Source organism: Hydrocarboniphaga sp., assembly GCF_028291725.1.
In the GTDB taxonomy this organism is placed as follows: Bacteria; Pseudomonadota; Gammaproteobacteria; order Nevskiales; family Nevskiaceae; genus Hydrocarboniphaga.
In genome coordinates, this window is record NZ_JAQGNT010000011.1 from 34,129 (window position 1) to 49,365 (window position 15,237).

Here is a 15,237-nt window from a genome sequence, read left to right on the forward strand (position 1 = left end):
CCTGCCCGTAGGTTGGGGTGAGCGCAGCGAACCCCAACATTCGTGCGATCACGAGTTAGGTGCCGGCAGTGCCTGCTGTTCCGGCGGCAACGCCGGCATCGACGCCTGCAGGTGCAGCTCGCGATGGCGGTTGCGCAGCCAGCGTTCCTGGAAGCAGTAGCGCGATACCGTCGCCAGGTCCCACAGGTACCAGGCGTTGACCGAGCCGCCAACCAGCGCGCCGAACACCGGCAAGGCGCCGGCCGCCTTGCGCCAGCCCAGGTGGCGGCCGGCCTGCATGGCCAGGTTCTGGATACTCAGCATTGCCGCCTCTTTCGCCAGCTCGCGCTCGGCCGCGCGCTCGATGCCGTCGCGCCATGCCGCTTCGCGCGTGGCGCCCGGCTCCGGCCGCGTCAGCGCCAGCAGCGCCGTGCGCTTTTCTTCTACGGTGTTGGCCGAGGCCAGCGCAAAGATCGCCAGTCCGAGCTGGCGCCCGGCGACGTTGTGCAGCACTTCGCCGTAGCACAGGCCAATGCGCTGGATGGTGCGGAACGCGAGCACCATCAGGGTCGGAATGTCGGCGACCATGCCGGCCCCGCCGGCCACTCCGAGCAGGGCGCCGGTGCCGCCGGCGGTGACGCAAGAGCGTCGCCGCACTTTGGCGGCGAGCTGGTCGCAGCGCTGCAGATCGGCGTTGCGCAGGTCTTCGATGCGCGCGACCCTCGCCTGCTTCAGCAGCGTCGCGTGGCCGGCGAAACGGCCCGCGGTGGATTGCACGCCGTCCAGCGCGATGCGCAGCGCCGCGGTCGGAATGATGGTCTGCACCGCCTGGCTGGCGGGGCCGGCGGCGCGGCCGAACCAGCGCGTCACCGGAGCAGGCGCCTGCTCCTGCCAGCGGCGCAGTTCGAGCAGTTGGCTGCGTTCGTATTCGTCCATAGATCGCTTAGGGCCTGCTAACAATTAGTCGATCGCTGCGTTGCCGCCAAATAGGCGGCCCGGCAAGGCGCGAGGAGGAGGCATAGTGGTGACTATGGTGACGATGAGGCAATTGGCCCCAAGGTGCGGAGTGACTCAATGTCACTCCGCACTAAGCCAATTGCCGGCATGGCCGCCTCTTTGGCGGCAACCCGAAGGGCTGGCCCCAAAAAGGGCGCATTGCGGCGTCATTAAAAAGGGCGCATTGCGGCGTCATTCCCGCCTCATGTATTTCAATACATTTCGTCGGTCATTCCTTGCACTGCGCCCTTTTTGGGGCCAGCGCAGCGACCGCCTAATTGTTAACAGGCCCTAAGAGTAAGGCCTGTGACTGAACCGCGGCGAGCCGGCGGGCGCAGATTGACAGCCGCACCGGGCGCTGCGCAGAGTCGCGCATGTGCCTTATCGCGTTTGCCTGGCGGACCGATCCCGACCGCCCGCTGGTGCTGATCGCCAACCGCGACGAGAACCACGAGCGCCCGGCCGCCCCGCTCGCGTTCTGGACCGATGCACCGGAGATTGCTGCCGGACGCGACCTGCGCGAGCACGGCACTTGGCTCGGCGTCAGCCGCCGCGGTCGCGTGGCGGCGGTGACCAATGTCCGCGAACCCCAGGCTCTGCTCAAGTATCCGCGGTCGCGCGGCGCGCTGACCACCGACTTTCTGCTCGGCGGCGGCAGCGCGGCCGATCACGCGGCGTCGCTGATGGCCGACGCGATGCAGTTCGGCGGTTTCAATCTGCTGCTGTGGGACGGAGCCGAGCTGGTTTATGCGAGCAACCGGCCAATGCCGAACTGGCACCGCGTCGAGCCCGGCGTGCATGGGCTCAGCAATGCGCAGCTCGACACACCGTGGCCGAAGACGCGCTGGGCGCGCCAGCAGCTGGACGGCTGGATGCACCAGGCATCGGCGGCACCGGAAACCTTGCTCGATGCGATGACCCGGCGCGATGTCCCGCCCGATGCCGAGCTGCCGGACACCGGAGTCGGTCTGGAGGCCGAGCGCCTGCTGGCGCCGCCTTTCATCTATCGGCCGGGCTACGGCACGCGCTGCACCAGCTGGCTGCAGATCAAAGGCGGCGGCGCGCAGATCCGCGAACGCCGTTACGACAACCAGGCGCAGCCCTCCGGCGACAGCGAACTCGAATTCGCATTCACCCCGTAGCCCGGGTGCAACCCGGGGATTGAGTGCGCCAAGCCATGATCCCGGGTTTCACCCGGGCTACGCGAGTCTCAATCCGCCGTCGACCGGAAGAATCGCGCCATTCAAATACGCGGCGTCGGCCGACAACAAAAAGCGTACCGCGCGCGCCACTTCGTCGCCGCCACCCAGGCGGCCCATCGGGATCCGCGCCAGTTCGGCGCGGCGCTGCGCATCGTCGAGATTGTCGCCGCCGCCCCAGATCATCCGGCCCGGCGCGATGCCGTTGACGCGGATCTTCGGCGCCAGCTCGACCGCCAGGCTCTCGGTCACCGACCACAGCGCCGCCTTCGCGGCGCAGTAGGCGACGTAGCCCGGCATCGGCTTGCGCGCATGAATGTCGAGCAGATTGACGATCGCGGCGCCGTCGCTCATGCGCCGCGCGCAGGCCTGCGCCAGGAACAGCGGGCCTTTCAGATTGCTGGCCATCAGTTCGTCGAACTGCGCGTGGCTCAGCGTGTCCAGCGGTGTCGGGTAGAAGCTCGATGCATTGTTGATCAGCGCGTCGAGCCGGCCGTAGCGTTCGATGGCCGCGGCTGAAATCGCCGCGGGCAGCGCCGCATCGCCCAGATCGCCCCGAAAGCTCGCGGCCGAGGTCGCTCGGCTCGCGTTGAGCTCGGCTTCCAGCGCCGGAGTCTCGTCGCCGGACCGATAGTGCAGCAGCAGATTCCAGCCGGCCGCATGCAGGTCGCGCGCGATCGCCAGGCCGATACGCCGGCCGGCACCGGTGATCAGCGCGACCCGCGCACCATCCTGCGGCTCCGGTATCGAAGTTGCGAGCACCTTCATCCGCCTGCCTCTATCATGAGTCCCGTTTTGTCGTATCGATTGTCGCCCAAGATGCCGCGCCATGTGCGCCGCTTGCGGCGGTCCGGCCCACCCACCGACCCGTTCCCCGTAGCCCATCTCGATGCTAGATGCCCTGCTGCTCGGCCTTATCGAAGGCCTGACCGAATTCCTGCCGATCTCCAGTACCGGCCATTTGCTGATCGCCGAACACTGGCTGGGCCAGCGCTCCGACCTGTTCAACATCGTGATCCAGGCCGGCGCGATTCTGGCCGTGACCCTGGTCTATCGCGCGCGCTTGTTCGAGCTGGCCGGCGGCTGGCGCAGGCCCGAGCCGCGCGACTACACGCTGAAGCTCGCGGGCTCGTTCGCGGTGACTGCGGTGCTGGGCCTGATCGTCAAGAAACTCGGCTTCAAGCTGCCCGAAACGGTGACACCGGTCGCGATCGCGCTGATCGTCGGCGGCTTCGCGATCTTCATCATCGAGGCCTGGGCAAAGCGGCAGCCGCCCCGCGACACCGTGACCTGGAAGCTGGCGATCGCGGTCGGGATCGCGCAGGTGATCGCCGGTGTATTCCCGGGCACTTCGCGTTCGGCTGCTGCGATCTTCGCCGCGATGCTGTTCGGTCTCACCGATCGCGGCAAGGCCGCGGAGTTCGCGTTCCTGGTCGGCATCCCGACGATGTTCGCGGCCAGCGCGGTCGAGACGCTCAGCCTCTACAAAAACGGCGGTCTGCAGACCGAATCCGGCAGCGAACTCGCCGTCGCCATCGTCGTCTCCGCCATCACCGGCTTCATCTCGGTGAAGTGGTTGCTGCGCTACGTCTCGACCCACGACTTCAAGGTGTTCGCCTGGTACCGCATCGCGCTCGGTGTCCTGCTGCTGGCGCTGCTCTAGGCTTTTGACCACTCAATCCAGGCCCGTATACTCCGGACTGAACAGTCTCAGGGAGTGGACTAGTGAATAAAAAGAGCTTGCTTGAAAACTCGCTTGGAAAGCGGATCCCCTATGGCCTGTTGTTGATCGCCAGCGGCGCGCTGCCGGTGGTGGCGCAGGCCGGTGATGGCTGGTATATCGGGGCCGAAGGCGGCGTTAATTTCGTCGACAAGCAGACCTTCAAAATCTACTACCCGGACGGCGGCGGTCTGGTCGACGACGGCACCACGATCGGCCAGGTTAAGCTCAAGACCGGCTGGCTCGGGGGCCTGGTCACCGGCTACTCGTTCGCCAGCGGTCTGCGGCCCGAACTCGAAATCGATTACCGCGAAAACGATCTGAAGAGCATCCATGTCGAGCCGACCGGCATTCTGAGCGGCCTGCTGACACCGGGCGGTTCCGATGCCAGCGGCGTGCACGGCGACGAAAATGCGCAGACCGCAATGGCGAATCTGTGGTTCGATTTGTTCAAGAGCAGCCGCTTCCATCCGTACATCGGCGGCGGTGTCGGTGCGGCTCGCGTCGCGATGCACAGCGCGGGTTACGACGGCCAGGATTTTCGCAACACTTCGGACGTCGTGTTCGCCTACCAGGGCGGCGCCGGCCTGGGCTTCGACCTGGGCGATCACTGGACGCTGTCGCTGGACTACCGCCATCTGGAAACGCTGCGCGCCAAGCTCAATCTGCTCGACGACACGCCCGAAACCCGCGTCAAATTACGCTACAGCGTCGACTCGGCGCTGCTGAGCCTGCGCTATTCCTTCGGCGAAGCACCGGCCGAGCCGCCGCCTGAGCCGGCGCCGGTGGAAGTGGTCGCGCCGGTCGAGGCGCCACCGCCGCCGCCCGCGCCGCCGGCACCGCCGCCCTGCGAGAGCCCCGCAGCGGGCCAAGCGTTTACGCTGGAAGGCTGCAAGGTCGGCGACAAAGTCGTGCTGCGCGGCGTCAACTTCGAATTCGACAAGGCGACGCTGACGCCGGACGCGAAAGCACTGCTCGACATGGTGTCCGACGCGCTGCAGGCACGGACCGATATCAGCGTCGAACTCGACGGCCATACCGACTCTAAGGGCTCCGACGCGTACAACCAGAAGCTGTCCGAGCGCCGATGCGAATCGGTCAAGCAATACCTGGTCGGCCGCGGTATCGATGCCGGACGTTTGACCACGGCCGGTTTCGGCGAGACTCAGCCGATCGAAGACAACGCCACCGACGAAGGCCGCGAGTACAACCGTCGCGTCGAGCTGAAAGTCACGGCCAGCAACGGCGGCGTCACCACCGAGACGGCGAAGCCGGAGTAGTTGAGTTCGTAGGTTGGGGTGAGCGCAGCGAACCCCAACGGTTTGCCGCGCCAATGTTGGGGTTCGCTGCGCTCACCCCAACCTACCGGCCTTCCATTGCCTGAGCGCCTGTTCCCGGCGCAGCGTGATCTGCTCGCTGACCGCGGGCCCGGTGTGGCCGTCGCGCATCACCTCGGCGGCCTGGATCTTCAGCGCCGCCGCGCGTGCCGCGCGCAGATAGTCGACGGCCGGATAGTCGCTTTGTTCAAGCCCGAGCCGGCCGCGTGCATCGCACAGGCAACTCTGCAAGGCCTGCTCGAAGAACTCGCCCGATTTCTTGAACGCGCCCAGACGGTCGAGCAGGCCGAGCAAAGTATTCGGCCGAAGTTCGGTTGCGCGATGCACGTTCAGATGGTCGCGCGTCACCGCCAGTGCGAGGTCGCGATACTGGTTGGGCACGCGCAGGCGCTCGCAGAACTGCGCGACCAGCGGCAGCCCGCGTTCTTCATGCTGGCGATGGCTAGGCCACTCCGGCGACGGCGTCGCTGCCTTGCCGAGATCGTGCAGCAGGGCGCTGACGCGCACCGCCAGGCCGAAGTCGTGACGCACCGCCGCGTCGACGCACATCAGCGTATGCGTCAAGGTGTCGACTTCGGGATGGTAGTCGGCGCGTTGCGGCACGCCGCGTAGCGCGGCAACTTCCGGCATCACGCGCGCGAGCGCGCCGCAGGCTTCCAGGTCTTCGAAAAACACACTGGGCTTCTCCGATTCCAGCATCGCGCGTTCGGTCTCCTTCCACACGCGCTCGGCGACCAGATGGTCGGCCTCGCCGGCCGCGACCATGCTGCGCATCAGCGTCATCGTCTCGTCGGCGACGACGAAACCGCGCGCTGCATAGCGTGCATGAAAGCGCGCCAGCCTCAGTATGCGCACCGGGTCCTCGGCAAAAGATTCGGAGACGTGGCGCAGCGTCCTGGATTCCAGATCCCGGCGTCCGCCGTATGGGTCGATGATGCGTCCGTCCTCGTCCTGGGCCATCGCGTTGACGGTCAGATCGCGGCGGCGCAGGTCTTCCTCCAGCGTCACCAGCGGTGAGGCATCCATCACGAAGCCGTGATAGCCGCGTCCGGACTTGCGCTCGGTGCGCGCGAGCGCAGTTTCGTCCTTGGTTTCGGGATCGAGAAACACCGGGAAATCGCGGCCAACCGGCTTGTAGCCTGCCGCGATCATTTCATCCGGCGTCGCGCCGACCACGACCCAGTCGCGCTCGGTGACCGCGCGCCCGAGCAGCGCATCGCGCACCGCGCCGCCGACCAGATAGCGTTTCATGGCGCGGCGCTCACGAGTCGTCGCCGCCGGCGGTGGGCGTGATCGCATGCATCAGCTTGTCGATCTTCTGCGGCGTGCCGTCTGCGCGCCAGCCGAACACCGCGCTGTGCCAGATGACGCGCTGGATGTAGCTGCGCGTCTCGTTGTACGGCACGTTCTCGATCCACACATCGGCGTCCAGCGACGCGCTGGACGGCTGCCAGCGCGCGACCGGCTTGGGCCCGGCGTTATAGGCACCCAGCACCATCACGAATTCGTTGTCGTAGCGTTCCAGCAGCTCCCGAATATGCAGCGCGCCGAGCCGCGTGTTGATCTCGGGCCTGAACAGATCCGCGGCGCTCGGGATCGGCTGCTGCTGGCGGCGCGCGGTGTCGCGCGCGGTGCCGAGCAGCATCTGCAGCAGGCCGAGCGCGTCGGCGCGCGAACGCGCGCGCGGATCGTACAGGCTCTCCTGGCGCATCACCGCGTAGATCCAGTTGGCAGGCACACCGGAAGCGCGCGACGCAGCCGCGACCTCAATCTCGAAAGGCCGTGGATACAGCAGCTCCAGATCGTTGAACACCTGCGCCTTGCTGGCCGCGGTGACGGTCTGTACCTGCGCGCCCCAGGTCTGCGCGAGCCGAGCCGCCTGCACCAGCTGGGCGTTGTCCAGCGAGCCGATCTGCTCGCCCCATTCGAGACTCGACCACTCGTTGCGGCCGGCCAGCCACAGCTCGCGTACCCGGACCATGCCCGGCCGCGTCGACAGCTGCTGCTGCAGCGCCGGGTCTTTCGGGCTGACCGTCGGTATCGGCACGTAGCCGCGGTCCAGCCGATACGAGGCGAGCAGCGGGTAGTAGCCGGTTTCGGTCGCGAGTTTCTCCCAGATCGCACGGGCGCCAGCAGGGTCGTCCTGCTGCGCGAGCGCGCGAGCGCGCCAGTAGCGCCAGCGCTGCTGTTCGGCGAGCGCCGGTGGCAGGCTTGCGATCCAGGCATTGGCCTGCTGCCAGTCGCCTGCCCACAGCGCCGCGCGGATGCGCCATTCGTTGCTGCGTTCGTCGAGCGCCGCGTCGTCGACCATGCGAAACGCCGCGACCGATTGCGGCAGCCGGCTCCAGGCCGCGCCGAGCGCGACTTCGCGGCGCAGCTCGCCCGGTGTGGCCGGCGACGCCAGCGCGCAGGGCCTGCCGCAGGCGGCGATAAAGGCCGACAGGCGCGGCGTGGTGCCAAGCGGATCGCGCCTGCCGAGCTTGCCGACCGCGGCCGCGATCGCCTCCGGGTCCTGCGCCAGCATCAGGCTGGGCCCGGCCGCGGTCAGTGCGTCGAGTTCGCGCTCGGGCGCGCGCAACAGCCGCGACCAGCTGCGCAGCTGCGGCGCGCTTTCCGGCGGCAGCGAGCGCAGCAGGAAGTCGGCGAGCTCGGCATTGCCGGCCTGCAGCGCCAGCTTCGCGCGTTTTTCGAGCAGGTCCGGCGTGAACCAGCCGCGCGCCTTGGCCCATTCGAACGGCGCGACGCAGGCGTCCGGCAATTGCGCGCCGGTCATCCATAGCTCGAGCACCGAAGTACGCAGCGGGTCGGGTGCTTGAGCGCCGCCGCCCGTCGATGCGTTCGGCGCGCCCGGTGGCGGCTGCGAGGCGATCAGCGCGTTGAGCTGTTCACAGCGCAGGCGCGAGTCGGCACGGGGTTCCAGGTAGTTGGCGAGGAACGGCGGCCAGCTGCGCCGCTTGGCCAGATCCACCAGCCAGTCGCGGCGCAGCTCGCGCGTCCACGGCAGGTCGCCGTCGCGCTTCAGCAGCGCGCCGATCGCGGCGTCGTCGGCGACCAGGCCAAAGCGCAGCGGCGCGCGCAGACGCTGCGCCTCCAGATACGGATACAGCACGTAGTTGCGCAGCGCCGCCGAGGCCTCGCCGGTCGTGCCGGCCTGCGCCGGCGAGGGCATCGCCTCGAGCGACTCGATCTGCTGCACGAACTCGGCGCGGACCGCGGCGTTGTCGGGAGAGGTCGCTGTGGGCGCCTGCGCGCGCGCCGTCGCCATCAGCGCCAGCGGCATGGCCAGCGCCAGCACCGCAGCGTGGCGGCTATAGGGAGGTTGGCTCATTGCCGACATTCTAGTGTCGCTTGGACAAAGTATCCCGGTGGTCACACGCTCGCCGGGGGCGCTGATACCATCGCCGGCAGATAAGACAATGCAAAAATAATGCTTTGAAGGGAACCATGCTCAGCTTCGGACACAGGGCCTGTGTGGTGGCAGGGCTGGCTGCGGTCTTATCGGCTTGCGCCAGCACCAGCCAGACCGGTGCCCGAAGCAGCGACTTTTATGCGGATATTCCGCCGCCGAGCCCCTCGACCGCGGCCAGCCGCTACCAGATCTACGACACCGGCACGCCGCCACGCCCGGCCTTGCCGTCCGAGCGCATCCCGCCTCCGTCCGCGCTGACCACCCCGGCATACACGGTTGCATCACGCGCCGAAGAAGAGCAGCGCACGACGGCCGAGCGTTTATCCCAGTGGCAGCGTAGCGGCAACGGCCTGAGCTCGATGACGAGCACCGGCGCGGTCACCCAGGGACTGCAGCCGGCACTGATCCCGGTGGTGCAGTCCTCGGCCCCGGCTTATGCGACGACCGACTACTACGCCGGCGCCAGCAACATCGGTGCGGGAGCGCTGATTCCGCCGATGCCGCAGAGCGCGCGGCCCGGCGAGTGCTATGCGCTGGTGCGCACGCCCGAGCAATACCGCAGCATCCAGCGCGACTACGTTGCGCGCCCGGGTTACGACGGCGCGCAGCTGACGCCGGCGCGCTATCAGACGGCCTTGCAGGATTACACCGCGCAGGAAGCCTACGAGCGCCTGGAAGTGATACCGGCGACGTTCAGGACCGTGACCGAACAGGTGGAGATCACGCCGCCGAGCACGCGTTACCTGGCCAGCGAGCCGCGCTACGAGACGGTCACCGAAAAGGTGCTCGAAAAGCCGGCGACGCAGACCTGGAAACGCGGCCGCGGTCCGATCCAGAAGATCGACAACGCCAGCGGCGAGATCATGTGCCTGGTCGAAGAGCCGGCGGTATATCGCACGGTGACGCGCAAGGTGATCAAAACCCAGCCGCAGATGCGCGAAGTGCAGCTGCCGGGCGAGTACCGCACGATTACGCGCCGTGTGATCGACCAGCCGGCCCAGGTTCGCCGCGTCGCGGTACCGGAACAGCGTTCGACCGTGCAGGTGCAGAAACTGGTCGCGCCGGCGGCATACCAAATGGTGCGCGTGCCGGATCAGATGGCGAGCTACACGACGCGCGAGCTGGCCGCGCCGGCGACGCTGGAATGGCGCCCGGTGCTGTGCGAAACCAATATCAGGGATACGACCGTGCGCCGCGTACAGGACGCGCTGCGCAACGCCGGCTTCGATCCCGGCCCCAGCGATGGCCGCGCCGGCAAGCGCACGCTGGATGCCTTGAACGCGTATCAGCGCGCCAAGGGTCTGCCGGAAGATCGTTATCTGAACCTGCCAACGCTGCAGGCGCTGGGCGTCGGCTTGCCGTAGGTCGGCAATCCCTTGCCGACGTGTGGCCTCGGTTGCGCATCGGGCTGTACACGTCGGCAAAGGATTGCCGACCTACGAACGGCTCGGCTCGTCAGACGGTATCGGCGAGGCTCACTCCGCGTCGTCGAAGCGCTCGCGCAGGGTTTCCAGACGCGCGCGGTTCATGCCGAAATCCGAAGGGCCGAAACGCGCGGCGGAGCGCACGTGGATCACCGACTCGGCCGGCACGATCAGAAACTCGACATCGTGAATCATGCCGAGCAGATCGGTCTGGAATTCCGCATACACGTAGTCGCGCGTCTGCGTGACCAGGCTGCAGCGCGGCTCCTCCAGCAACACCGCCAGCAGGCGCGTCATCGCGTCACCGGCGCTGCCGGCGTACTTGAACGGATGGATATGCTGCGGCCCGAGTTCGCCGCGTACTTCGGCCTGCTGCTGGCTGCATACGCAAGTCGACCGGTCTTCGGGGCAGGGCGTCAGCTGGCCGTTGTGCACGCCGAGGTTTTCGGGCCTCTTGCCGCTGATTTTGAGCAGGCTCATTGCATCGCCTTCATGGCAGTTTCAAGCTTCCTGCTTGTGTTCGGAAGGCAGCATCGTCACGCCGCGCAGCGGGCTCGCCAGGATCGCATCGCGTAGCGCGCCGATCGCGGCGAGCCGCGGATAGGTCTTGCGCCAGACCAGCGCGATACGCCTTGCCGGTGCTTTCGGCGCAAACGACTTGGCGACGATCAGGCCGGCTTCGTCGCTGCGGTTCGCAACCGAGGAGCGCGGCAGCACGGTGATGCCGAGGCCGCCGGCAACCATGTGGCGTATGGTTTCCAGCGAGCTGCCGGTCTGCGCGCGCGGACCGTCGCCGTCGGGCTCCACGCATTTCGGGCAGGCCTGCACGACCTGGTCGCGGAAGCAGTGGCCGGGGCCTAGCAGCAGCAGATGTTCCTCGGCGAGCTTGCGTGCCGGGATTTCGGTTTCGTTTTTCCAGCGATGATCCTGCGGGATCAGCACGACGAAATCCTCGTCGTACAGCGGCCACGCGGCGAAGCCCTGCATGTCGATCGGCAGCGCGACCACGGCGACGTCGAGCTCGTTGTCGCGCAGCTGTTCGAGCAGCTTCGCGGTGAAGTTTTCCTCGATCACCAGCGGCATCATCGGCGCGATCTGGCGAATTACCGGGATCAGATGCGGCAGCAGGTAGGGGCCGACCGTGTAGATCGCGCCGAAGCGCAGCGGCCCGACCAGCTCGTCCCGGCCCTCACGGGCGAGATCCTCGATCAGCTTGGCCTCGGCGAGCACGCGCCGCGCCTGGGCGATCACGCGCGCGCCAACCGGCGTCGGCCGCGCTTCGCCGCGATTGCGCTCGAACAGCAGCACGCCGAGTTCGTCCTCGAGCTTCTTCACCGCCACGGACAAGGTCGGCTGTGATACGAAGGAGCGCTCGGCGGCGCGGCCGAAATGCCGTTCCTTTTCCAGATTGACCAGATACCGCAGCTCGGTGAGCGTCATGCCGCCAGCATAACGGATGGCGCCAGTCAGCTCAGCCGGCGTGGCTTGTAGGGCGGGTCATGACCCGCCGTTGTGCCGCCTCACACCCAGTCGCGGGGCTTCAGGTACTGCGCGAGCTGTGCTTCAGCGCTACCGGGCTCAGTCCGATGCTCGTACTGCCAGCTCGCCAGCGGCGGCATCGACATCAGGATCGATTCGGTACGCCCACCGGATTGCAGCCCGAACAGCGTGCCGCGGTCGAACACCAGGTTGAACTCGACGTAGCGGCCGCGACGCACCAGCTGCCACTCGCGTTCGCGAGCCCCGTAAGGCGTGTCGCGTCGGCGCTCGACGATCGCCAGATAAGCCGGCAGAAACGCGTCGCCGACGCTGCGCTGCAGACCGAAGCTGGCGTCGAAGCCGCCTTCGCTCCAGTCGTCGAAGAACAGGCCGCCGACGCCGCGCGTCTCGTTGCGATGCTTCAGGTAGAAGTACTCGTCGCAGTTTTTTTTGAGACGCGGATACGCCTCGTCGCCGAAAGCTGCGCAGGCATCACGCGCCGCGCGGTGCCAGTTTCGGACGTCGTCCTCGACCACGTAGTACGGCGTCAGATCGAAGCCGCCACCGAACCACCACACCGGATCGCCGGACGGTTTTTCGGCCAGGAACATGCGCACGTTCATGTGCACGGTCGGGACATGCGGATTGCGCGGATGCAGCACCAGCGACACGCCCATCGCGCGGAATGAGCAGCCGGCCAGCTCCGGCCTTTGCGCGCTCGCCGACGGCGGCAGCCGGTCGCCGGCGACCAGCGAGAAGCCGACGCCAGCGCGCTCGAACAGCTCGCCGCCTTCGAGAATCCGGGTGATGCCGTTGCCGCGCAGTGGCGCGTCGTCCGGCTTGCGCCATTCGTCGACGGCGAAAGCTTGGCCGTCGGCGGCGCTCAGCGCATCGCAAATGCGGTTCTGCAGATCGCGCAGATAGGCTTCGACGGCGGCTGCGTCGGGGGTCGATTGCTTGTCGCGACGGATGAAACTCAACGGTGGCTCCGCTGGATGGCTAAGGATGCATGACGAGCACGCATCCTAGCCGCCCTTGAAGCTGATGGCGCGTTATGGCGCCGTGGTGATCGCGAAGCTTGCGTCCGACACGTCGAAGAACACGTTGCCGTTGCATTTGAGCTTCAGGCGCGCGGTGCTGGTGTCGAGTATCGGCAGCGTGACGTTGGTCTTGCCGGTGTTTGAGACCTTCCTCAACTTCGTCGTGAAGCTCTGGCCGCCATCGGTCGATAGGTAGACGTCGATTGTCGAGCAGGACACCGGCGCCAGATTGGTGCCGGCGACGTCCCAGGTCACTTTCAGCTTGCTGCCGGCCGCATAGGTCGCCGCGGTGTTCGGCGTCAGCAGCTTGAACGGACCGGCGCTGCCGGTGACCGAGAAGCTCATCAGCGAGCTGGCGACGCCGCCCGAGGACGGCGCGACCTGGTTGTCACGCACGTTCAGGCGGAAGTTCAGCGTGCGGCTCACCGCTGGCAGGATCTCGCCGATGGTGTGCGTATTGTTCAGCAGGTCGGACAGCTGCGGGAAAACCCGCGTCTTGTTCTTGGTCGGCAGGAACGAGCGGAACAGCGGCGCGCTCGCATCAGGCGAATCGGGCGCACCAGCGGCGCCGAGGTCCATTTCTTCCCACTGGTAGCTGAGCTTGTTGCCGTCCGGATCGGTGCTCTTGACGGCGGTCAGTTCGAACGGCGTCTGCATCGGGATCGTGAAGCCGCCAGCGCCGGCATCGGCGCTCGGCGCCTGGTTGCCGCTGGCGGTGACGGCCGCGCAGCTGTTGCCGGTGCCGTTGCGCGTGTAGTCGACGATCTCGTCGAAGCTCACCGACTGGAAGTAGTCGTCGCTGTGCGGCTGGATGTCGTCGGCGCCGCAGATGCCGGCGTAGGCCATGATCGTGGTGCCGCTGCCGGGCTCGTACGCGGTCGAGGCGTTGCGGTTGCCGCCGCCGCAGGAGCCGGTCTGGCTGTTGAAGGTGTGGTTGGCGCCGTACTGGTGGCCCATTTCATGGGCGACGTAGTCGATATAAAACGCATCGCCGATCGGGTCGGGCAGGCCGGTGACACCGGCGCCCTTGGAACCGCCGCAGACGACACCGAGCCCGGCGATTCCACCGCCGCCGGTGCTGACGACATGGCCGATGTCGTAGGCGCCGGAGCCGATGGCGGTGTTCAGGATGCGCGTGTTGGTGTTGACCATCAGGCTGCCCGAGCTGTTGGCGTAGGGGTCCGTGGTCGGGTCGGTGTAGATGATCGCGTCCTCGTTGGCGATCAGCTGCATGCGCACGCCGACTTCACGCTCGTAGACGCCGGTGACGCGGTTGACGACGTTGACCAGTTCGGCCAGTACGATGCTCTTGTCCGGAGTGGCATTGTCCGGGTCCTGGTATTCGGCGTATTCGCCGGTGGTCGCCAGCGCCAGGCGATAGGTGCGCAGATCGGTGGCGATGCTGACACCGTCGGTGCCCACCGCGCTGGCGGCGGTGCGCTGGACTATGCCCGACAGCGCGCTGTCGATCACGTCCGGTGCGCGGCGCCTGGCCGGCATGTCGCGCGTGTAATAGACCTGGTGGATGCGGGTTTCGCCGCGGCGCAGCGGGTCGATGAACACCGTGCCCTTCGAGGTGAAGATCTGGCCGTGGAAGCCGCGCGGGCCGATGTCGAAGCGGCCGCTGATGTCCGGATCGCTTTCGCTGACGCCGGCAAAGGTGAGGATCTGCGGATAGCGCGCGGCCAGCGCCGGCGCCATCACCGCGGTCGCGGCGATGCGGAAGCTGATGCTGCTGCCGTCGGGCATCGGCAGCTTGATCGCCGGCCGCGACGACAGCGGCGTGGACTCGTCCGGCAGCGCCGCGAGCTGGGCGCGCAGCGCCGGGCTGTCGAGGTCGAAGATGCGCGCCTTGCTCGGCTCGATCAGGCGCGGCGTGGTCAGCTTGCTGGCCGAGGCGGGGGCATCCGCCCACAGGCTGGACGATGCGGCTGCGGCGGGGCCGCAGAAGAACGCGGCCATGCAGCAGGCCGTCAGGACAGGGGTCAGGGAGCGCATCGGATTCTTCAGCGGATCAGGAGACCCGCGTTGTAGCAGCTTGGCCGCCGGAGCCGACAGGGGGTTCGACCTCAGGCGCGGATGGTGCGTCCACTCAGCAGGTCGCGAATGATCGTCGGCCGCGGCGCCCGGCCGACCGGGCCTGGAACCACGTCGATGCTCCGGCCGAAACGCAGCCGCACTTCGGTCAGCGTGCGCGCCGGCGCTTCGCCGGCACGGTTGGCGCTGGTCGATACCAGCGGCCCGACCGCGTCGCAGAGTTCGACCGCGGCCGGATGGCGCGTGACGCGCACCGCGATCTTGCTACTGCCGCCGGTGATCCAGCGCGGCGCCTCGGGCGTCGCCGGCCACAGCCAGGTATGCGGGCCGGGCCAGGTGCGGTAGGCGCGGTCCTCGACTTTCTCGGCCATCGGCATCAGCCAGTGTTCGATCTCGCTGAAATCCGAGGCGATCACGATCAGGCCGCGTTCGACCGGCCGCTGCTTCAGCGCCAGCAGGCGCATCACCGCGTCTTCATTGTTCGGGTCGCAGCCCAGGCCCCAGACCGCCTCGGTCGGGTAGGCGATGAGGCCGCCGGCGCGCACCGCGCGCGCCGCCTTGCGCAGATGGATGTTGCTCAGCACCGGAGCGCGCGCAACAGAAGGGGTTTCTTTTCC

At 67.5% G+C, this 15,237-nt stretch carries 13 protein-coding genes; 4 read left to right on the top strand and 9 right to left on the bottom strand.

Annotated features, from left to right (window positions below; genetic code table 11):
• Positions 1–48: 48 nt before the first annotated feature.
• The gene (locus tag JWQ90_RS03575) at positions 49–915 is read right to left on the bottom strand and encodes an EcsC family protein (RefSeq protein ID WP_299689512.1); all 867 of its coding nucleotides are present in this window, start codon (positions 913–915) and stop codon (positions 49–51) included.
• Positions 916–1,349: 434 nt separating this feature from the next.
• Between JWQ90_RS03575 and JWQ90_RS03580 the strand changes: the two genes are divergently transcribed.
• Positions 1,350–2,117 carry an NRDE family protein gene (locus JWQ90_RS03580; protein ID WP_299689514.1) on the top strand — a complete coding sequence of 256 codons (768 nt, stop codon included), beginning with the start codon at positions 1,350–1,352 and terminating at the stop codon, positions 2,115–2,117.
• 57 nt (positions 2,118–2,174) lie between these two features.
• On the opposite strand, the gene JWQ90_RS03585 is transcribed toward JWQ90_RS03580, so the two are convergent.
• Positions 2,175–2,942 carry an SDR family oxidoreductase gene (locus tag JWQ90_RS03585; protein WP_299689516.1) on the bottom strand — a complete coding sequence of 256 codons (768 nt, stop codon included), beginning with the start codon at positions 2,940–2,942 and terminating at the stop codon, positions 2,175–2,177.
• A gap of 115 nt (positions 2,943–3,057) precedes the next feature.
• Between JWQ90_RS03585 and JWQ90_RS03590 the strand changes: the two genes are divergently transcribed.
• Positions 3,058–3,837 (top strand): undecaprenyl-diphosphate phosphatase, encoded by a 780-nt coding sequence (locus JWQ90_RS03590; RefSeq protein WP_366919426.1) that lies wholly within the window; start codon positions 3,058–3,060, stop codon positions 3,835–3,837.
• Positions 3,838–3,899: 62 nt separating this feature from the next.
• A complete protein-coding gene (locus JWQ90_RS03595; protein ID WP_299689521.1) occupies positions 3,900–5,174 on the top strand; it encodes an OmpA family protein in 1,275 nt (424 codons plus the stop codon).
• 72 nt (positions 5,175–5,246) lie between these two features.
• Here the strand turns inward: JWQ90_RS03595 and JWQ90_RS03600 are convergent, their stop codons facing one another.
• Together JWQ90_RS03600 and JWQ90_RS03605 are read right to left on the bottom strand one after the other, a co-directional pair.
• Entirely contained in the window at positions 5,247–6,482 is a 1,236-nt protein-coding gene (locus JWQ90_RS03600; RefSeq protein WP_299689523.1) for a multifunctional CCA addition/repair protein, read from the bottom strand.
• A 10-nt stretch (positions 6,483–6,492) separates the two neighbouring features.
• Positions 6,493–8,559: a transglycosylase SLT domain-containing protein gene (locus JWQ90_RS03605; RefSeq protein WP_299689525.1), complete on the bottom strand. Its 2,067-nt coding sequence runs from the start codon at positions 8,557–8,559 to the stop codon at positions 6,493–6,495.
• A gap of 116 nt (positions 8,560–8,675) precedes the next feature.
• Between JWQ90_RS03605 and JWQ90_RS03610 the strand changes: the two genes are divergently transcribed.
• A complete protein-coding gene (locus JWQ90_RS03610) occupies positions 8,676–10,004 on the top strand; it encodes a peptidoglycan-binding domain-containing protein (protein WP_299689527.1) in 1,329 nt (442 codons plus the stop codon).
• Positions 10,005–10,115: 111 nt separating this feature from the next.
• Here JWQ90_RS03610 and JWQ90_RS03615 read toward each other — a convergent pair whose 3' ends face one another.
• The 5 genes from JWQ90_RS03615 to JWQ90_RS03635 all read right to left on the bottom strand — a co-directional run bounded on the left by JWQ90_RS03615 (position 10,116) and on the right by JWQ90_RS03635 (position 15,204).
• Positions 10,116–10,544 (bottom strand): DUF1499 domain-containing protein, encoded by a 429-nt coding sequence (locus JWQ90_RS03615; RefSeq protein WP_299689529.1) that lies wholly within the window; start codon positions 10,542–10,544, stop codon positions 10,116–10,118.
• Between the two features lie 21 nt (positions 10,545–10,565).
• Positions 10,566–11,504, bottom strand: coding sequence for a hydrogen peroxide-inducible genes activator (locus tag JWQ90_RS03620; RefSeq protein WP_299689531.1), 939 nt, complete (start codon positions 11,502–11,504; stop codon positions 10,566–10,568).
• Between the two features lie 80 nt (positions 11,505–11,584).
• Entirely contained in the window at positions 11,585–12,514 is a 930-nt protein-coding gene (gene hemF / locus JWQ90_RS03625) for an oxygen-dependent coproporphyrinogen oxidase (RefSeq protein ID WP_366919427.1), read from the bottom strand.
• Between the two features lie 81 nt (positions 12,515–12,595).
• Complete coding sequence (locus JWQ90_RS03630) at positions 12,596–14,581, bottom strand: reprolysin-like metallopeptidase (protein ID WP_299689536.1); 1,986 nt, start codon at positions 14,579–14,581, stop codon at positions 12,596–12,598.
• Between the two features lie 71 nt (positions 14,582–14,652).
• Positions 14,653–15,204 (bottom strand): Sua5/YciO/YrdC/YwlC family protein, encoded by a 552-nt coding sequence (locus JWQ90_RS03635; protein ID WP_299689538.1) that lies wholly within the window; start codon positions 15,202–15,204, stop codon positions 14,653–14,655.
• Positions 15,205–15,237: the final 33 nt, after the last annotated feature.